The 17,331-nt window shown below is 71.2% G+C and carries 19 protein-coding genes; 8 read left to right on the forward strand and 11 right to left on the reverse strand.

Annotated elements, in window-relative coordinates:
* The first annotated feature begins 128 nt into the window (after positions 1 to 128).
* Positions 129 to 674 carry a pyridoxamine 5'-phosphate oxidase family protein gene (locus tag STRTU_RS20740; RefSeq protein ID WP_159745009.1) on the forward strand — a complete coding sequence of 182 codons (546 nt, stop codon included), beginning with the start codon at positions 129 to 131 and terminating at the stop codon, positions 672 to 674.
* A 34-nt stretch (positions 675 to 708) separates the two neighbouring features.
* On the opposite strand, the gene STRTU_RS20745 is transcribed toward STRTU_RS20740, so the two are convergent.
* The 3 genes from STRTU_RS20745 to STRTU_RS20755 all read right to left on the reverse strand — a co-directional run bounded on the left by STRTU_RS20745 (position 709) and on the right by STRTU_RS20755 (position 2,673).
* Entirely contained in the window at positions 709 to 1,215 is a 507-nt protein-coding gene (locus tag STRTU_RS20745; RefSeq protein WP_159745011.1) for a PPOX class F420-dependent oxidoreductase, read from the reverse strand.
* A 68-nt stretch (positions 1,216 to 1,283) separates the two neighbouring features.
* Positions 1,284 to 1,856 carry a hypothetical protein gene (locus tag STRTU_RS20750; protein ID WP_159745013.1) on the reverse strand — a complete coding sequence of 191 codons (573 nt, stop codon included), beginning with the start codon at positions 1,854 to 1,856 and terminating at the stop codon, positions 1,284 to 1,286.
* 217 nt (positions 1,857 to 2,073) lie between these two features.
* Complete coding sequence (locus tag STRTU_RS20755) at positions 2,074 to 2,673, reverse strand: GNAT family N-acetyltransferase (RefSeq protein ID WP_159745015.1); 600 nt, start codon at positions 2,671 to 2,673, stop codon at positions 2,074 to 2,076.
* A 185-nt stretch (positions 2,674 to 2,858) separates the two neighbouring features.
* Between STRTU_RS20755 and STRTU_RS20760 the strand changes: the two genes are divergently transcribed.
* The 4 genes from STRTU_RS20760 to STRTU_RS20775 all read left to right on the forward strand — a co-directional run bounded on the left by STRTU_RS20760 (position 2,859) and on the right by STRTU_RS20775 (position 5,633).
* A complete protein-coding gene (locus STRTU_RS20760; RefSeq protein ID WP_159745017.1) occupies positions 2,859 to 3,860 on the forward strand; it encodes a sigma-70 family RNA polymerase sigma factor in 1,002 nt (333 codons plus the stop codon).
* Positions 3,861 to 4,133: 273 nt separating this feature from the next.
* A complete protein-coding gene (locus STRTU_RS20765; protein ID WP_159745019.1) occupies positions 4,134 to 4,976 on the forward strand; it encodes a helix-turn-helix domain-containing protein in 843 nt (280 codons plus the stop codon).
* Positions 4,958 to 5,170, forward strand: a complete 213-nt coding sequence (locus tag STRTU_RS20770; protein ID WP_159745021.1) for a DUF397 domain-containing protein — start codon at positions 4,958 to 4,960, stop codon at positions 5,168 to 5,170. The genes STRTU_RS20765 and STRTU_RS20770 overlap by 19 nt, the downstream gene beginning before the upstream one ends.
* Before the next feature lie 172 nt (positions 5,171 to 5,342).
* Positions 5,343 to 5,633 (forward strand): DUF397 domain-containing protein, encoded by a 291-nt coding sequence (locus STRTU_RS20775; RefSeq protein WP_159745024.1) that lies wholly within the window; start codon positions 5,343 to 5,345, stop codon positions 5,631 to 5,633.
* A gap of 79 nt (positions 5,634 to 5,712) precedes the next feature.
* Here the strand turns inward: STRTU_RS20775 and STRTU_RS20780 are convergent, their stop codons facing one another.
* From STRTU_RS20780 to STRTU_RS36185, 3 genes are all read right to left on the reverse strand, one after another.
* On the reverse strand, positions 5,713 to 7,059 hold the full coding sequence (locus tag STRTU_RS20780) for a L,D-transpeptidase (RefSeq protein WP_159745026.1): 1,347 nt from the start codon (positions 7,057 to 7,059) through the stop codon (positions 5,713 to 5,715).
* Positions 7,060 to 7,141: 82 nt separating this feature from the next.
* Positions 7,142 to 7,951, reverse strand: coding sequence for a CaiB/BaiF CoA transferase family protein (locus tag STRTU_RS36180; protein ID WP_371873633.1), 810 nt, complete (start codon positions 7,949 to 7,951; stop codon positions 7,142 to 7,144).
* The gene (locus STRTU_RS36185; RefSeq protein WP_371873634.1) at positions 7,864 to 8,505 is read right to left on the reverse strand and encodes a CoA transferase; all 642 of its coding nucleotides are present in this window, start codon (positions 8,503 to 8,505) and stop codon (positions 7,864 to 7,866) included. The genes STRTU_RS36180 and STRTU_RS36185 overlap by 88 nt, the downstream gene beginning before the upstream one ends.
* A gap of 338 nt (positions 8,506 to 8,843) precedes the next feature.
* On the opposite strand from STRTU_RS36185, the gene STRTU_RS20790 reads away from it, so the two are divergent.
* On the forward strand, positions 8,844 to 9,233 hold the full coding sequence (locus STRTU_RS20790; RefSeq protein ID WP_159745028.1) for a hypothetical protein: 390 nt from the start codon (positions 8,844 to 8,846) through the stop codon (positions 9,231 to 9,233).
* 123 nt (positions 9,234 to 9,356) lie between these two features.
* On the opposite strand, the gene STRTU_RS20795 is transcribed toward STRTU_RS20790, so the two are convergent.
* Positions 9,357 to 9,980 carry a YIP1 family protein gene (locus tag STRTU_RS20795; RefSeq protein ID WP_246240916.1) on the reverse strand — a complete coding sequence of 208 codons (624 nt, stop codon included), beginning with the start codon at positions 9,978 to 9,980 and terminating at the stop codon, positions 9,357 to 9,359.
* 84 nt (positions 9,981 to 10,064) lie between these two features.
* Here STRTU_RS20795 and STRTU_RS20800 point away from each other — a divergent pair, with 84 nt between their 5' ends.
* The gene (locus STRTU_RS20800; RefSeq protein ID WP_159745030.1) at positions 10,065 to 10,781 is read left to right on the forward strand and encodes a VIT1/CCC1 transporter family protein; all 717 of its coding nucleotides are present in this window, start codon (positions 10,065 to 10,067) and stop codon (positions 10,779 to 10,781) included.
* 126 nt (positions 10,782 to 10,907) lie between these two features.
* Here STRTU_RS20800 and STRTU_RS20805 read toward each other — a convergent pair whose 3' ends face one another.
* From STRTU_RS20805 to STRTU_RS20820, 4 genes are all read right to left on the reverse strand, one after another.
* Positions 10,908 to 12,029: a P1 family peptidase gene (locus tag STRTU_RS20805; RefSeq protein ID WP_159747104.1), complete on the reverse strand. Its 1,122-nt coding sequence runs from the start codon at positions 12,027 to 12,029 to the stop codon at positions 10,908 to 10,910.
* Positions 12,022 to 12,879, reverse strand: coding sequence for a hypothetical protein (locus tag STRTU_RS20810; protein ID WP_159745032.1), 858 nt, complete (start codon positions 12,877 to 12,879; stop codon positions 12,022 to 12,024). Before STRTU_RS20810 ends, STRTU_RS20805 begins: the two co-directional genes overlap by 8 nt.
* A gap of 441 nt (positions 12,880 to 13,320) precedes the next feature.
* Entirely contained in the window at positions 13,321 to 14,478 is a 1,158-nt protein-coding gene (locus STRTU_RS20815; RefSeq protein WP_159745034.1) for a low temperature requirement protein A, read from the reverse strand.
* 104 nt (positions 14,479 to 14,582) lie between these two features.
* Positions 14,583 to 15,614 (reverse strand): methyltransferase, encoded by a 1,032-nt coding sequence (locus STRTU_RS20820; RefSeq protein ID WP_159745036.1) that lies wholly within the window; start codon positions 15,612 to 15,614, stop codon positions 14,583 to 14,585.
* A 258-nt stretch (positions 15,615 to 15,872) separates the two neighbouring features.
* On the opposite strand from STRTU_RS20820, the gene STRTU_RS20825 reads away from it, so the two are divergent.
* Entirely contained in the window at positions 15,873 to 17,174 is a 1,302-nt protein-coding gene (locus STRTU_RS20825) for an amidohydrolase (protein ID WP_159745038.1), read from the forward strand.
* Positions 17,175 to 17,331 lie beyond the last annotated feature (157 nt).

Raw genomic sequence — 17,331 nt, forward strand, 5'->3', positions numbered from 1 at the left:
GGACGGGGTGCGGCGGCGTCGCCGGGCCCTGCTTCCCGTCTGCCTACCGGGTTCTCCAGACCGGTTTCTCCAAACCAGGTTCTCCATACCGGACAGAAGGTGTCGGGTATCGGGGGGAGGGTGCTCCCATGACGGCTGAGAGCAGAGGTGCGGCAGACGGGGAGAGCGGCGTGGGCGAGGCGGTTGGCTGGTCGGGGGTGGAGGCGGCGGTTCCGGAACTTGCCCGGCGGGTGCGGGAGAGGTTCGGGGCGTATCGGCATCACGTTCTGGCGACCGTACGGAAGGACGGTGCGCCCCGGCTCACCGGTCTGGAGGCGGACTTCCGGTACGGGGAACTGTGGCTGGGCATGATGACCGGCTCGCTCAAGGTGGTCGATCTGCGGCGCGACCCCCGGTTCTCGCTGCATGCGAATCCAGGGCCGGGCACGGATCTCGCCGGCGGGGACGTACGGGTGTCCGGGCGGGCGGTGGAGGTGACCGACCCCGGACTGGTCGCGCGCTATGCGGCGGCGGTGGGGCCGCCGGAGCCGTTCCATCTCTTCCGGGCGGAGCTGACAGAAGTGGTGCGGACGTCCACCGAGGCCCCGTACGTGGTGGTGGAGACCTGGGCGCCGGGCCGGGCGCCGCGCACCATCCGGCGGACGTCCCACGAACCGGCGCGATACGTGGAGTGACGCGATACGTGGAGTCAGGAGGGGCGGCCCGCGCTCAGCCGACGTCGCGGCTCTGTGAGCGGCCGTCGTCAGCTTCGAGGTGCCAGGCGATGACGCGGCATGGATGGACGCGGAGCACGTCGTTGCTGAAGAAGTCGGGGGCCATCGGGGGCGCGTCGAGGGTCAGCAGTTCGGCGCGGCCGCGGATCTCCACGCCGCGGCCCCAGCCCGGTGCGACCGGGTCGTCGGCCGGGGCCATGTCGTCGATGAGCAGGGAGACTTCGGGGCGGGCCTGCGCGTTGCGGTACTTCTGGGTGCGGCGCATCGTGGGCCCGCCGATGTCGAGGGTGTCGTCGTCGTTGAGCACGAAGCCGACCGGGCGCACCTGTGGGCCGCCGTCGGGTCCGGTGGTCGCCAGACGGGCCAGTGGCTGACCGGCGAGGTAGGCGCACTCCGTGGGAGTGAAGACTTTCCCATGGGTGCCGGGGGCGGACTGGCCGGTGGCGTCCGCCGGGGCCGAGGCCGGGGTCTCCGGGGTCGGGGAGGGCGAGGGAGTGGTCATGGCGGCGACGCTAGAACCTCAATCGCGGTTGAGGTCAAGGGGTGGCCCCGTGGGGCAGGGGCTTCGCTTCAGTGGGTGGCCACCGGCAGCCGGCGGCTCCGGTCGCCGCCGACGCCCCGGTGGTGCGGGTGGTGCGGCCGGTGCAGGCCGTGCGGCTCGCGGGTGCGGTGGGTGCGGAAGACGTAGAGGGCGGCGACGAACATCACGGCGCCCATGGTGAACCCGAAGGCGCACGACTTGAGGATGGCTTCGCCGCCGAGGCTGTAGACCCAGCCCAGGGAGCAGCCGAAGAGCACGCCGTAGGCGGCCGCCCGGGTCTCGGTGATCAGGGTCGACTGGAAGTGGGCCACCACCAGGCCCAGCGCTCCCGAGACCACGGCCCCGGACAGCCCGTACAGCATGGCCGGGCCGCCTTTGATGCCCGCGGTGTGGGTGCGGAAGACGATGAAGCAGCCGAAGGCGAGCGCCGTGATGATCGGCAGCGTCACGGTCGCCGGGATGTGCTTGGCCCGCTCCTTCATTCCGGCCCTTCCCGGGGCCCGCTCCAGGGCACGGGGGCCGGCCGTCGCGCCGTGTTCGGGTTCGACGGTGCCGTGGGAGCGGGCGGCCCTCGCGCCGTGCCGCTGGGCGTGCTGGTCCATGGCGGGCTCCTCTCGGTTTCCCCCGCTGCCCTCCTGTCCAGGCGACACCAGGGCGCCGCCCGCGGCAACCGGAACGGCGGACGGCGGCGTCGGGGGTGGCGCGGGGGCCGGTGATGCGCGGGGTCAGCCAAGGCCCGGGGGCGGCCCCGGCCTCAGCCAAGGCCCGGGGGCGGCCCCGGCCTCAGCCTGAGCCCCGGCGTCAGCCCAGTCCCCGGCGTCAGCCCAGCTCCTTCTCGTACCAGGCCACGTCCCAGTAGCGGCCGAACTTGCGGCCCACCTCTGTGTACGTACCGAGGTGCCGGAAGCCGAAGCGGGTGTGGAGGCGGACGGATGCCTCGTTCGGCTGGGCGATCCCGGCGTAGGCGCGGTGCACGTCCTCGTCGGCCAGCGCCTCGAAGAGGGCCTGGTAGAGGAGCGTGCCGATGCCCCGGCCTGCGGCGTGCGGGGCGCAGTAGACGGTGACCTCGACGGATGGGGCGTAGGCGGCCTTCGGGCGGAAGGCGCTGCTGGTCGCGTAACCGAGCAGCGTGCCGTCCGCCGACCCGGAACCGGATATCGCCGGACCTACGCCAGGACCAGGCGACGGCCCGTTGTGCGGGTTTTTCGTCCGTTCTGTCGTCTCTTGGGCAACCAGAAGACGGTGCGGACCGTCTTGGGGGTGGGAGTGCAGCCATGGGCGGCGCTGTTCCGGAGTGAAGGGCTCCAGATCGAAGGTGATGGAGGTCTCACGGATGTAGTGATTGTAAAGATCCGTAAGGGCTGGAAGATCCGCTTCGACGCCCGCTCTGACCTGCACTTCCCCTTGCTGTTGCAACATGTGGCCTCCTCATCGGCGCCGCAGGGTACTGCATGATCAGAAAAATAGCGGGGCTGCCTGGGAATTCTGTCCGGATTCCAGCCGTTGTTTCCTTCGGATGGGCCGCTCGGCGAGCATCGGCTTCGATGCCACCACCCGGCCCGCCCACCGTCCCGCGACCGACTCATCGCAAAGGGAGCACACGCATGGCAACCCGTGCCGTCGCCCGCCGTCAGGAAAGCAGCAGCGGTTCTGACGGGGCCAACAGTGTTCGCGCCGTAGGCGGGGAGATCGCCGACCGCGACCTGGTCGGCATGTACCTCGACGAGATCGCGCGTACGCCACTCCTCGACGCGGCCAAGGAGGTGGAGCTGTCCCAGACCATCGAGGCGGGCGTCTATGCCCAGCAGATCCTGGACGGTGAGGTCACCGACGGCAACGCCGCAGGCGCCGACCGCGAGGAGCTGGCCGCGCTGGTCGAGGAGAGCGCCAAGGCCAAGGACATCTTCATCCGTTCCAACCTCCGCCTGGTGGTGGCGGTAGCCCGCCGCTACCCGCGCGCCGGGCTCCCCCTGCTGGACCTGATCCAGGAGGGCAACGCCGGTCTGGTGCGCGCGGTGGAGAAGTTCGACTACGCCAAGGGCTTCAAGTTCTCGACGTATGCGACGTGGTGGATCCGCCAGGCCATCACCCGCTCCATCGCCGACCAGTCGCGCACGATCCGGCTGCCCGTGCACCTCGTCGAGGAGCTGGGCCGAATACGCCGGGTGCAGCGCGAGTTCAACCGTGAGAACGGCCGGGATCCGGAGCCCTCGGAGGTCGCCGGCGAGCTGGGCTCCACGCCCGCCCGCGTCACCGACGTACTCGACTGGGCGCGCGACCCGGTCAGCCTCAACATGTCGGTGGACGACGACGGCGACACCCAGTTCGGCGATCTGCTGGAGGACACCTCCGCGGCCTCGCCCGAGCAGTCCGTGCTCACGCTGCTGCGCAGCGAGGAGCTGGAGGACCTGATAGACCGCCTCGACCACCGCACCGCCTCGATCATCAAGGCCCGCTACGGCATCGAGGACGGCCGCGAGCGCACGCTGACCGAGGTCGGCAAGCAGCACGGCCTGACTCGCGAGCGGATCCGCCAGATCGAGAAGCATGCGCTGCTGGAGCTGAAGCGGATGGCACACGACACGGGATTCGACGCGGCCGCATAGCCGGCGCGCGGCGGCGCCCGCCGAAAACCGAGACCCGGCCTGTGACGGACGAGCCCCGACGCCCCTTCCGGCGCCGGGGCTCCGTCGTAGGTCGCGCCGCCTGATCCCAGCCGCTTCTCTCTGCCGTTTCGCTGCCCGAGACCCTGGCGGACCACTACCGTGCGTATTCCGGCCCTTACGGGAATGGGCCGGAATTCGCCGCGAATGCCGCGTGATTGCGGTACTTCGTCGCCACGCACCGTTAGTTCCACACCTTCCACGGAGGAGGTCGCCATGCCACCGAGGCGAGCAGTCACCGGTAGGAGCCAGGAGCCACGCCAGCGCTACGTAGAAGAGCTGCGATTACTACGCGCCGAGAAAGGCGACAGCCTCCGGCAGCTCGGTGACGCGCTGGGGTGGGACTGGTCGCTGTTCGGGAAGATGGAGAGCGGCCATACTTTGGGCGGCCCGGAGGTCGCACAGGCCTTGGACCAGTACTACGGGACGGCGGGGCTGCTGCTGACGTTGTGGGAGCTGGCGGCGGGGGATCCTACGCAGTTCCGGGAGCGGTACCGGCGGTACATGACGCTCGAATCGGAAGCGTTGAGCGTGTGGCACTACGGGGTCAGCACCGTTCATGGACTGCTCCAGACGCCGAGCTACGCACAAGAACTACTCTCGGCCGGTGGCCTTGATGGCGAAGAACTGACGCGGCAGGTCGAAGCGCGCGTAAGGCGTCGGGCAGCGCTGGACGGTGATGGCACACCACGGTTCCGCACGATCCTTTCCGAGGCTGTGCTACGCACACCGTTGCAAGACGCTGCGGAGTGGCAGAAGCAGCTCGAACTCCTCCTGGACCTGGGCGAGCGACCGAACATCATGATCCAGGTTGTGCGCCACAGAGTTGGGCTCCATGCCCTGTCGAATACCGACACCACGTTTCTGCGGCTCCCCGACGGCCGCACCGCGGCATGGGTGGAGACTGGGTACTCGGGCGAACTCGTAGAGGAAACGGCAGCAGCCGAACGACTTCAGCTCAGCTACGATCTGGTTCGTGACTTAGCCCTATCCCCGGTTGAATCACGGAAGTTCATAAGGCAGATGCTGGAGGAAGCCTCGTGCGAACCATCGACCTGAGCACCGTTTCCTGGCGCAAGAGCTCATACAGCAACCAGGACGGCGGCGCCTGCATCGAGGTCTCCGACGACCTCCCCGCCCTCACCCCCGTCCGCGACAGCAAGACCCCCCACGGCCCGGCCCTCCTCTTCGAGGCCGCCACCTGGTCGTCCTTCGTGAACGCCGTGAAGGGCGGGCAGCTGCCCGGCGCCTGACGCCACGGCTCCCACAGACCGGCCCCCGTCGCTCGCCCGCGACGGGGGCCGTCCGCTACCCAGCAAACGGGGCTCATTGACGCCCTGTTGGGCCTCCGCAAGGCGCCTACGCTGCAAAGTGCCACCTGGGCCGCACCACAGGAACCACCACGCGAACGTGGGAGGAAGCACTGTGCGAACCATCGACCTGAGCACCCTCACCTGGCGCAAGAGCTCACACAGCAACCAGGACGGCGGCGAGAGCGTAGAAGTGTCCGACGACCTCCTGAGCGCTGTCACCTGGCGCAAGTCCAGCTACAGCAACGCGGACGGCGGCAACTGCATCGAGGTAGCCGACGACCTCCCCGCCCTCGTCCCCGTCCGCGACAGCAAGAACCCCCACGGCCCGGCCCTCCTCTTCGAGGCTCCCGTATGGGCGTCCTTCGTTACCGCCATGAAGAGCGACGAGCTCCCCGGCGCCTGACGCCACAAAACGGCGATGGCCGGCCCCCACCAAGGGACCGGCCACCGCCGTCACACACGCGCCGCGCGCCTCGCCCGGCTCAGGCCGCGCTGCCCTGCTGCCACTCGGACCAGGGCATGTTCCAGCCGTTGAGGCCGTTGTCGGGCTTGACGGTCTCGTCCTTGGAGTTCTTGACGATGACGACGTCGCCGATCAGGGACTCGTTGAAGAACCACTTGCCCGGGGTGTTGCCGCCGCCGCCCTTGTTGTCGCGCAGGCCGACGCAGCCGTGGCTGGTGCCGGCCTGGCCGAAGATGGACGGGGCGCCCCAGTAGTTGCCGTGCAGGAAGGTGCCGGAGGACGACAGGCGCATGGCGTGCGGGACGTCGGGGATGTCGTACTCGCCCTTGCCGTCCTTGCCCTTGAAGCCGACCGTCGAGCCGTCCATCCGGGTCTGCTCGAACTTCTCCGAGATCACCATCTGGCCGTTGTAGGTGGGGTGCTCGGGGCTGCCGCCGGAGATCGGGATGCTCTTGAGGGTCTTGCCGTCCCGCTTGACCGTCATGGTCTGGGTGTTCATGTCGACCGTGGAGACCTGCGAGCGCCCGATGGTGAACGACACCGTCTTGGACTGGACGCCGGTGATGCCCTGGCCGCCCTTCACGCCGTCCAGGTCGATCTTCATGGTGACCTTGGAGCCGGCCTTCCAGTAGTCCTCGGGACGGAAGTCCAGGCGCTGGGTGCCGAACCAGTGGCCGACGACCTTCTGGCCGCTGCTGGACGTCACCGTGATGTGGGACTGGACGTCCTTCTTGTTGGTGATCGCCTTGTCGAAGTTGAAGGACACCGGCATGCCGACGCCGACGGTCTTGCCGTTGTCGGGGGTGTAGCTGCCGATGAAGCTGTTGGCCGAGGAGACCGTCGTGAAGGTCGCGTTCTCGGTGGCGGCCCGGCCCTTGGCGTCCTTGGCCTTCGCCACGATCCGGTACTTGGTGCCGCGCTCCAGCTGGGCGCCCGGCTTCCAGGACGAACCATCGGGCGATATGGCACCGGCGACGTCCTTGCCGGAGTCGGCCTCGGTCAGCTTCACCTCGGTCAGCTTGCCGCCGCTGGCCTTCACACCGGTGTCGTTGATGCTGGCGTTGGTGGCGCCGTCGTCCGACGAAACCTTGATCTTGACGTCGGAGGCGTTCTTGGCGGCCGCGGCGTCCGCGCCGGCCTGGCCGTTCTTGCCGTCGTCGTTACCACCGGCCGAGGCGTCCCCGCCACAGGCGGACAGGGTCAGCGCGCTCGCGGCGAACAGGGCCGCCACGGCGAGCGTGCGGCGCGTCCGCCGGTGACGGCGCGGCGTGCCCGACGCCGGCTGCTCGGCAGACAGGAGCAGCTGGTGCGGGGTGCGGGACCGAGCGGGCGCGAGGTTGTCCGGCGTTGTCACGAGCTGCTCCATAACAGTGGCGTTGTGGTTCCGTGCTGCTAAACAGCACGAGCGGGCGGATTCGGTTGCGGGTACGGCATTCTTGTGACCAAGGTCACATTCGCGGCGGCAGGGGGTCGTCGGCGGGCCCCGACAGCCAGGTTCGCAGTGCCGTGCCGTGTTCGTCCAGGCGGGGTGGAGCGAAGGGTTGGGCCACCGGCGTCCCCGAAAGGCGGAGTGGGCTGGTGACTTGGGGGGTGCGCCCCTCGCCGACCGGTGTCACCGGATCGAGACCTAGCCGCGCCGCCAACTCCAGCGCCTCGGAGACCGTATTGACCGGGCCGCACGGCACGGACGCGGCGGACAGCCGCCCGGTCCAGCCGTGTGGAGTGTCGGCGGCCAGCCGGTCCTCCAGTGCTTTGATGAGATCTGTACGGTTTCGGACCCGGTCCTCATTGCGGGCGAAGCGGAGATCCTCGGCGAGTTCCGGGGCGCCCAGCACCCGCGCCAGCTCCCGGAACTGACGGTCATTGCCCACCGCCACCGCGAGCAGCTGCCCCTCGCGGCAGGCCAGTGTCTCGTACGGGGCGATGCTCGGATGACGGTTGCCCATCGGGCCCGGATCGTGACCGGTGGCCAGATAGCCGGACGCCTGATTGACCAGCGAGCCCAGTAGTGATGACAGGAGATTGACCTCGACCAGCTGGCCCTGGCCGGTGCGGTCGCGGTGGCGCAGCGCCGCGAGGATGCCTGTGGTGGCGTCCTTCGCGGTCAGTACGTCCACCAGGGCGACGCCCGCCTTGAGGGGGGTGCCGCCGGGCTCGCCGGTGATGCTCATCAGCCCTCCGACGGCCTGTACGACGAAGTCGTAGCCGGGCAGCCGGGCGCCCGCGCCGGAGCCGAAGCCGGTGATCGTGCAGTGCACCAGGCCGGGGTTGGCGGCGAGGGTGGTGGTGTGGTCCAGGCCGATGGGGGTCCCCCCCCTGGACGGAGCTTGTCGGGTCCTTGGGGGAGGGCGAGCGAGCCGGGACGGAAGTTCTCGATCAGTACGTCGGCCCGGCGCGCCAACTCGCGGGCCGCGGCCGCGTCGTCCGGGTCGCCGAGGTCCAGTGTCATGCCGCGCTTGGAGCGGTTCGCGGCGTCGAAGTACGCGGCGGTCCGGTCGGCGGCGAACGGCGGGCCCCAGGCGCGGGTGTCGTCACCGGTGCCCGGCCGCTCCACCTTGATCACCTCGGCGCCGAGGTCGGCGAGCGTCGCGGCGGCCAGCGGCCCGGCCAGTACCCGGCTGAAGTCCGCGACGAGGACGTCGTCGAGGGCGCGGGCGGCGGGTGGAGTGGGTGGTTCCGTCCCGGCCGGGTCGGTGGCGGCTGCGTCCCCGGCCGGGTCGGTGACGGCTGCGTCGGCGCGGGCGGGGGTGGGGGTGGCGTCGGCGGGCGGTCGGGGCCGGGGCCGGGGCGGCTGCGGGTGCGGCTGCGGCACGTGCGTGCTCCTCACGTCGCGGACGGGTGGCGTCATCGTCCGGGACGATCTTCGCCGGACGGAAGCCTCCGGGGTGTCCAACGGGGCGGGGGGAATCCTGCCGGGGCGGCCTCATGGGGTGGCGCCTTCACGGGGCATGCCGGGAATGTGGCGAAATGTCATAGGAGATGTGTCACTTCGGGACGTATGGCCCAAGATCTCCTGTCCGAAGTCCCGAAGCGTGGTGTCTACTGACCCCAGGGCTGTTTCTTCGGACCGGCCCGGATCAGCCCGCGGCGTCCACCGACACGTCCTGAGACACGTCCCGACCCAGCGCCCCATCCGTCCGGGAGGACCACATGCTTCCCTCCGTTTCGATCCTTCAGCAGATCGGCCTCGGCGTCCTTGTCGCTGTGGGCGTCATCTGGGCCGTCGGGATTTCCAGACTGCTGCGACGGGGCCGCTACGAGGCCGCACTGCGGCGGGATCAGCGGGAGATGCGGGCACGGTACGCGTCATGGGGGCGGTTCGCACCGGGGAATGGCCGATTTGCATCGGGTGGCCCGATGCCGCCGGGTGGCCCGTTCGCCGCGCGTGGGCCGGAGAGGGTGCCCGTTCAGCCGGAACTGCTCGGATCGGTGCCGCGGCAGACCGGGCCGGGCGGGCCGCCGTCGGAGTGTGTCGAGCTGAGCGCCGCCGAGCGGGCGGCCTTCGAGGGGCTCGTACGGCAGCTGAGCAGCCGTAGTTGAGCCAGCTGTAGTCGAGCCGGCTGTAGTTGAGCCGGTCGTGGTGGGCCGGTCGTGGGGAAGAGCCCCCGCGGACCGGCCCCGTGGCCGCCCTCGGTGGACCGGCCTCGTGGGCCGGCCCCGGAGTCAGCTGACCGGGCCCAGCCTCAGCAGGGCCAGTGCCGCCAGCATCTGTACGGAGACCGCGGCTGCCGACTTCCACGTCGACAGATGGTGCTGGCCCCGTATGAGCAATATGGCCAGAACATAGCCAAAGCCCCAGGTCGTCCAGGTCGCGGCCTGGACGAAGGTGGCGTCGGTCGGCAGCCAGGCGGCGATCGCCAGCCGCGGCAGATCCGTCACCCAGAAGAGCACGATGAACAGGCTCGCGGTCGGCGCGAACCGGCCTATGCCGCCGAGCGTACGGGCGATCGCATGGGCGACCGCGCCCAGTACGAAGCTGGCGACCAGCACGCCCACCTCGGCCAGCCCGATGAGCTGGAGGCCCGCGGTCCGGTCGACGGCCCACTGGGCGTGGAACGCGTCCACCGACAGCACCCCGATGGCGCCGCTGACCAGCGACAGCATGATCGCCGCGCTCCAGGCGCTGCGGTCCCGCGCCTCGTCCAGCACCTCCACCGGGCGGTACCAGAGCCCGAATATCAGCCGGTGCCACCACAGTCGGCGACGTGGCGCGGGCTCGCGGGGGGCCGGCTGGAGGAGCGTGGGCGGCGGGGGCTGGGGAGGCGGTGTGGGGGGTGGTGCGGACATAACGCCGTTTCTACCACCGGCTATTCCGGGGCGACGCGGGGGCGTCGAACGGGGCACGCCCGGTACGGGTGAGACGCTCTGCCGATGACCTTGCAGACACCGGACCATGGTGAGGCGCACGATGGCGGACTCGGCAGCCGGCTCAACTGGCTGCGGGCGGCGGTCCTTGGTGCCAACGACGGCATCGTGTCCACCGCCGGACTCGTCGTCGGGGTCGCCGGAGCGACCGACAACCGGGGCACGTTGCTGACGGCGGGGCTGGCGGGGCTGCTGGCCGGTTCCCTGTCGATGGCGGCCGGTGAGTATGTGTCGGTCTCCACCCAGCGCGATTCGGAGAAGGCCGCGCTGGCGCAGGAGAAGCGGGAGCTGGCGACCGAGCCGCAGGCGGAACTCATCGAGCTGACCGAGATGTTGGAGGGGAAGGGGCTGGGCGCGGACCTCGCCCGGGAGGTGGCCGAGCAGCTCACCGAGCACGATGCGCTGCGGGCCCATGCCGAGGTGGAGTTGGGCATCGACCCCGACCAACTCACCGATCCGTGGCACGCGGCGGGGGCGAGTTTCCTCGCCTTCACGGTGGGGGCGCTGCTGCCGTTGCTGGCGATCGTGCTGCCGCCGGCCGCGCATCGGGTGTGGATCACGGTGGGGGCGGTGGTCGTGGCGCTGGTGCTGTGCGGGTGGAGCAGCGCGCGGCTGGGGGCTGCGCCGGTGGGGCGGGCGGTGGTGCGGAATGTGGGGGGTGGGGTGGTGGCGATGGGGGTGACGTATGGGGTGGGGGTGTTGTTGGGGGCGGTGGGGGTTTGAGGGGGTGGGGGCTGCCGCCACGGGCGGCGGGTCTCCCACCTCGTCACGGTCTACGGGGCGCGTCCCCCCTCGGGGTGTCCCCTTAAGGGCGCCCCCGTCAGGCCGTCCCCGGCCACGTCGCCCCCGTCAGGGTGTCCCGTACAGGTCCCGATAGGACGGGAAGACCCCGCCGTGTCCCCGTACCGTCTCCGCCGAGTCGATCGCGTTGACGATGGCGCGGGTCAGGACGTCCGCACCGGCGCCGAGGATCTCGTTCAGGGCGCCGGCCTCGGCGTGGATACCGAAGGCGGGGTCGGCCGGGGACCCGTCGGGGGTGAGCGGCCGGGTGGCGGTGGACAGGGCGAAGACCGTGTCGCCGTCGGAGAGGAGATGGACGGGGCGGATGGCGCGGGCCAGGCCGTCGTGGGCGGTGCCGGCGAGTTTGTGGGCCTGGGCGCGGGTGAGGGCGGCGTCGGTGGCGACCACGGCGAGGGTGGTGTTGAGCGGCGGACCGACAGACGCCGCCGAACGGGCCAGAGACGTTTCCCGGGCCTCGGCCAGTCGGCGCAGGGCGGCGGTGTGCACCTCCTCGGGCGGGAGGGCGGTGGGCTCCTCGTACAGCTGGCCGTAGAGGGCGCCGGTGCGCGGGTCGGTGACGGAGCCCGCGGCATTGACGGCCGCCAGCGCGGCGACGGTGGCGCCCGAGGGGAGGACCGCGCTCGCGGTGCCGATGCCGCCCTTGAGGTCGCCGGCCACCGCGCCCGTACCGGCACCGGTGTTGCCGCGGGCTACCGGGGCGCCCGGTTCGGTGCCCGCCGCGGCGTCGGCCGCAGTCCGGCCCAGGGCGGCGTCCGGGCGGGCCCGCCAGTTGCCACCGCGGCCCAGGTCGAACAGGGCCGCGGCCGGTACGACCGGGACGACCTGGGCGGGATCCGGGCCGACCCGGAAGCCCCGGCCCTGGTCCTCCAGCCAGGCGACGACACCGGACGCGGCGTCAAGACCGAAGGCGCTGCCCCCGGTCAGCACCAGCGCCTCGACACGCTGGACGAGGTTGCGCGGGTCCAGCGCGTCGGTCTCCCGGGTGCCGGGGCCGCCACCCCGTACGTCGACGGCCGCGACCGCGCCGCCCACGGGGGCCAGGACGACGGTGGTGCCGGTCAGGTACCCGTCACCGATGCGCTGGGCGTGGCCCACCCGGAGGCCGAGGACGTCGGTGAGGGCGTCCTGCGGCCCCGTGGGGTGGGGCGGGCCCGCCGGCTGCTCAGTAATCGGCCGGTCCCATCACGATGACCGGGTGCAGGTCGGGGTCCAGGGTGCGCAGCAGCTCCCGCATCACCCTGGGCTTGAGGCTGATGCAGCCCTGTGTGGGGCCGTCGTGGTCGACGTGCAGCCAGACGCCGCCGCCCTTGGCGGCACCCAGCGGGCGCTGCTGGTCCAGGGGGGACGTCCCCGGCTCGCGGTTGTAGTTGATGGCGATGACGTAGTCGAAGGCGCCGGCCAGCGGCTCGCCCTCCACACCTGTGCCGTCGGCGACAAAGCTGTTGTTGCGGTCGTAGGGGAGTTTGGTGCCCTCGGGGGCGGGCAGCAGGCCGCCCGCGTCGGTGAGGGAGTAGACCCCGATGGGCGAGCGGAGGTCGCCGTAGCGGTGGTCGTCGGTCCAGCCGCGGGCGGCGTTGTGCGCGGACCAGGTCGGGCCCGGCTCCCAGTCGTCCGAGCCCTCCTCACGGGTGTAGAGGACGACCTGGGACTTGAAGGAGTCCAGGTCCTGGCCCGTGACGACCAGTACTTGCCGGGAGTCGGCCGGTATCCGCTTCCTGGCCGCGTCGCTGAGGCCCGGGATCGGCCGTGCGGCCCCCGGGACCGGCCGTGCGGCCGGGGCGTTCGGTGCGGCGTTCGGGGCGGTTTTCGGCGCGGACGCGGGCGTACGTGGCGTGTCCGGGCCGGAAGCCGTCGTCGACATGGTGCTCTTGGCGTCGGTCCCGCTGTTGTGGTCGTCGCCCGAGGCCGGCCACGCCCAGAGGGCGGTGCCGATCAGGGTGGAGAGGGCGAGACCGCTCACGGCCTTGCTGCGCCGGGACAGTCTCGTCCGCGGCGCGCGGGACTGAGCGTGGCGGGCCATGGCTGGCGTCTCCTCAGGTACGGACGGTGGTCGGTCCCGGGGCTTCCTGCGGGGCTTCCGCAGGGGCACCCCTGTCATAAAAAGGGCAATCTGCACCCTACCGCTTCCGCGTCCGCGCGCCTCCGTTGTCCACAGGGGGCAGTGGGGAACAAGGGCCCGAAGTGGCGGGAAGTGGGGTCCATTGGTGGGTAATTGACGGGCAATGGGGTGGGTTCGGGGCGGCACCCGTGCTGGTGACCGGCCCCCGTTCGGCGGAGGGCGAAGATGGCCGAATCTGATGCGGGATCAGGGTCGGATCAGGGGCGGGGCGGGGTGCGGGGCAGGGCTGGACGGGTCGTCAGGTCCGTTGACGGGGAGCGGAGTGGACCCTGGCCGGGACGGGGGCCGGGCCTTCGGCGAGATCGGTGCCGGGGTGATCGTCGAGATGGGTGACGGGCGCCGTCACTGCACCAGCGCGGCGCCCTGACGGGAGGAGAGGCTGACGCCGACCGCCACGGCGGCGGAGGCCACCAGCCCGGACGCCAGGACCGCCCAGTGCCCCGCGAAGGTGCACACCAGCACCAGCAGCGCCGACACCGGAAGCACCAGCTGCTGTGCCAGGCCGCGCTTCTGATGCCGCGAATGGATCAGCCACACCGTGAGCATGAACAGCGCCGCCGGCACCGTGACACAGGCGGCCGCCGCGAACGCCGACAGATGTGCCCTGCCGAAGGACTCCGCCACCGCGACCTCGATGCCCGCACCGACCGCGGCCGCCGAGCCGAACACCAGGTAGTGCCCATAGCCCCACAGGAACGACTGACGGTTCGAGCGCAGATGCAGGTGGATCGGCACCGAAAAGTAGATCCAATACGCGGCGAAGACCAGCAGCAGTCCGCCGGCCGCGATCGGCAGCAGCGTGCCGAGCGCGTCGTCCCGGTCCAGCGCCGCCTGCACGGCAAGGGTGGCCGCCGCGATCGTCTCGCCCAGCACGATGATGGTGAACAGGCCGTAGCGCTCCGAGATGTGATGCGGATGCCAGGTCGTCTGCCGCTCCCGTTCGGCCAGCGCCGGAACCGCCAGCTCCAGTAGGCCCACGACCACGAACACCCAGGGGATGTCGTGCTCGGGCAGGGCCAGCAGCCCCAGCCAGCCGATCTGGCACACCGTCACCCCCAGGGCGTAGCGCAGCGCGGTCCGCCGCTCGGCGCCCCGGCTGTCGTGGGCGACCCGCAACCACTGGGTGACCAGGGCCAGCCGCATCACCAGATACCCGAACCAGATGACGGTGAAGTCGCTGTGCTCGAAAGCCCGCGGCACCCCTGCCGCCAGGACCAGTACGCCCGCCATCTGGACGAGCGTCACCACGCGATAGAGCGAGTCATCGGTGTCGTACGCCGAGGCGAACCAGCTGAAGTTCATCCAGGCCCACCAGACGGCGAAGAAGAGCATCAGATAGCCGGAGACGCCGTGCCCCGGATGCCCCTCGGCGAGCGCATGCGCCAACTGGCGGCCGGCCTGGGCGACCGCCACGACGAAACACAGGTCGAAGAAGAGCTCCAGCGGCGTGGCGGCGCGGTGCTGCTCGTCGCGGCGGCGCGCCCGCATACGGACCGGCACCTCAGCTCCTCTCGTCGGCCGATGCGGCCGCCCTCAGTAGAGCGCGGGCGGCCGGTACGACCAGTGAGGGGAGCGGGGCGCGGCGTGTCGGTCCGGGGCGGCGGCTACTCGGCGACCGCCTCCACGATCGAGGGAAACGCCGAGGTCGGCAGCACCCGCGTCAGCCGGAAGCCGCCGGCCGACAGCAGCGTCGCGAACTCCTCCGCGGTGCGCTCCTGCCCGTCTAGCACCGCCATCATCGCGACGTCCATGGTCTTCCCGAAGTGCGGGGCGTTGCCCGGTGGCAGCACCGACTCGATGACCAGCAGCCGGGTGCCCGTCGCCATCGCACGGTGGCAGCTGCGCAGGATGCGCCGGCACGGTACGTCCGGCCAGTCGTGCAGCACATGCTTGAGGACGTAGAGGTCTCCGCCCTGGGGCACGGACTCGAAGAAGTCGCCCTCCTGGGTACGCCAGCGGCCCTTCAACTCATCGCCATCCAGGAGGTGATGGGCCAGCGGCGGCGCCTGGTCGAAGAGCACACCGGTCAGCTGCGGGTGGCGGCGCAGTGCGGCGCGCAGCAGTCCGCCGCGGCCGCCGCCGATGTCCACGACCGTGCCGGCCGCGGGGAAGGGGTAGGCGGCGGCCACCGCCTCGTCCACCGGGGCGGACAGCGACGACATCCCGTCGTCGAGCAGCCGGCGGGCGGCCGGGTCCGACAGCAAATGTTCGAAGAGCGGCGCCCCGAAGATCCGCTCGAAGGACGCGCCGCTGTGCTCCACGGCCTCCGGCATGGCCGATGACGTCCGCAGGAACAGCTCATCGGTCGCCATCAGCACGGCGGCGTGCAGCGAATCGGGGACGTCCGTACGCAGCGGCTGGGCGGCCGGCGTCAGCTGGTAGGCGCCCGCGGCGTCCTCCCGGAAGATGCCGCGGGTGGCGAGATAGCGCAGCACGCGACGCAGATGCGGGGCATGGGTGCCGGTGGCGGCGGCCAGCTGCTCGATCGTGCGCGGGCCCCCGGCCAGGAGGTCGGCGATCCGGTGGTGCACCGCCGTGCGCAGCGCGGCGGAGAAGAGATGGCCCATGGCCAGGTCGATCAGATGAGCCGTGAGGTCGCGGGGCTCGCCGGTCGGTCGGTTGGGGGAAGTGGCCAACGTCAGCCTCCAGTCATCGGCTTGGGCGTGCTGATCCCGGTCGCAGGCGGTGATCCACGGTTGCAGCCGCGGGCTTCGGTGTCACCAACGGAGGGAGCGGCAACCGCGAAGTCCGGCCAGCGGGGGCGCGGGCCCACGGAGAGACTCCCCCTACGGCCTGCCCGGCGGATCGGGCCGGACAGCCTTAGGGGGCGGGTCCGGGAGATACCAGGGGTCCACCGCTCGATGCCGGGTGGCTGTGCGTGGTCGAATGCATGCATGAGCGACAGCGACACGACAGGTACGACGACCGCTAACGCCGGCCCCCGCGACAGCTCCGCCCCCGCCACCGTCCTGGCCCCGCTCGACGGCCGCCTCGCGGATCTCGTGGCCCTCTACGAAGACCTGCACCGCCACCCCGAACTCGCCTTCCAGGAGACCCGTACGGCCGCCGAGGCCGCCCGCCGGCTGACCGCCTGCGGCTATGACGTCACCACCGGCATCGCCGGGACCGGCGTCGTCGGCGTCCTGCGCAACGGCCCGGGGCCCGTGGTCCTGCTGCGCGCCGACATGGACGCGCTGCCCGTCACCGAGAACTCCGGCCTGGACTACGCCTCCACGGTCCCCGGCCGGATGCACGCCTGTGGGCACGACGTCCATGTGACCTGCCTGCTGGGCGCCGCCGACCTGCTCGCGGCGGGCCGCGACCACTGGTCCGGCACCCTGATCGCGCTCTTCCAGCCCGCCGAGGAAGCGGGCAACGGCGCCCGCGCCATGCTCGACGCCGGCCTCTACAGCGAAGGCATGGTCCCCACCCCCGATGTGGTGCTGGCCCAGCATGTCGCCCCGCTCGGCGCCGGGCTGATCGCCTACTGCCCAGGCCCCTGCATGGCGGCCGCCGACAGCCTGAAGATCACCTTCCATGGCAGCGGCGGCCATGGCTCGCGCCCCGAGACCACCATCGACCCGATCCTGATGGCGGCGTCCTTCGTCCAGCGAGTGCAGTCCGTAGTGGCCCGCGAGATAGCACCGAAGGACCAGGCGGTGGTCACGGTCGGCTCCTTCCACGCCGGGGACAGCGCCAATGTGATCCCCGACCGGGCCGTCGTACGGCTCAGCGTCCGCACCTTCGACGAGACCGTCCGCACCACCGTGCTCGCCGCCATCGACCGCATCGCACGCGCCGAGGCCACCGCCTCGGGAGCGGACCGCGCACCGGAAACCGAGGTCCTGGACTCCTTCCCCGTCACCGTCAACGACTCCACGACCCTGCAGGAGGTCAACGAACAGTTCACCGAACTCTTCGGAGCACAGCGGCTGTTCCCCTACGCACCGGCCACCGGCAGCGAAGACGCCGGACTACTGGCGACCGCCGCCGGGGCGCCGCTCTACTACTGGTGGCTGGGCGGCTGGGACCCGGAGGAGTTCCACACGGCAGTGGCGGCCGGCCGGCTGGCCCAGGACATACCGTCCAACCACTCACCGCGGTTCGTCCCGGTGGTTCGGCCGACGCTCACGATGGGGGTAGAGGCGCTGACTGCCGCGGCGCTCAATCGGTTGGGGGCGCAGGGACGGATGTGACGAGGGTGGGGGTGGGGGTGGCGCGGGTGTGAGGGGAGACAGAGCGGTCGTGACCTAGGTGGCGGGCGGGAAAGGCCGGTCCGGCGGCGGTGTTTGACCTTGTCCCTGGGGCAAGCCCCAGCATCGGCCGTACCGGGCGAGGTGCCCGGTACGAGGA

The sequence above is a fragment of the Streptomyces tubercidicus genome (genome assembly GCF_027497495.1).
GTDB lineage: Bacteria > Actinomycetota > Actinomycetes > Streptomycetales > Streptomycetaceae > Streptomyces > Streptomyces tubercidicus.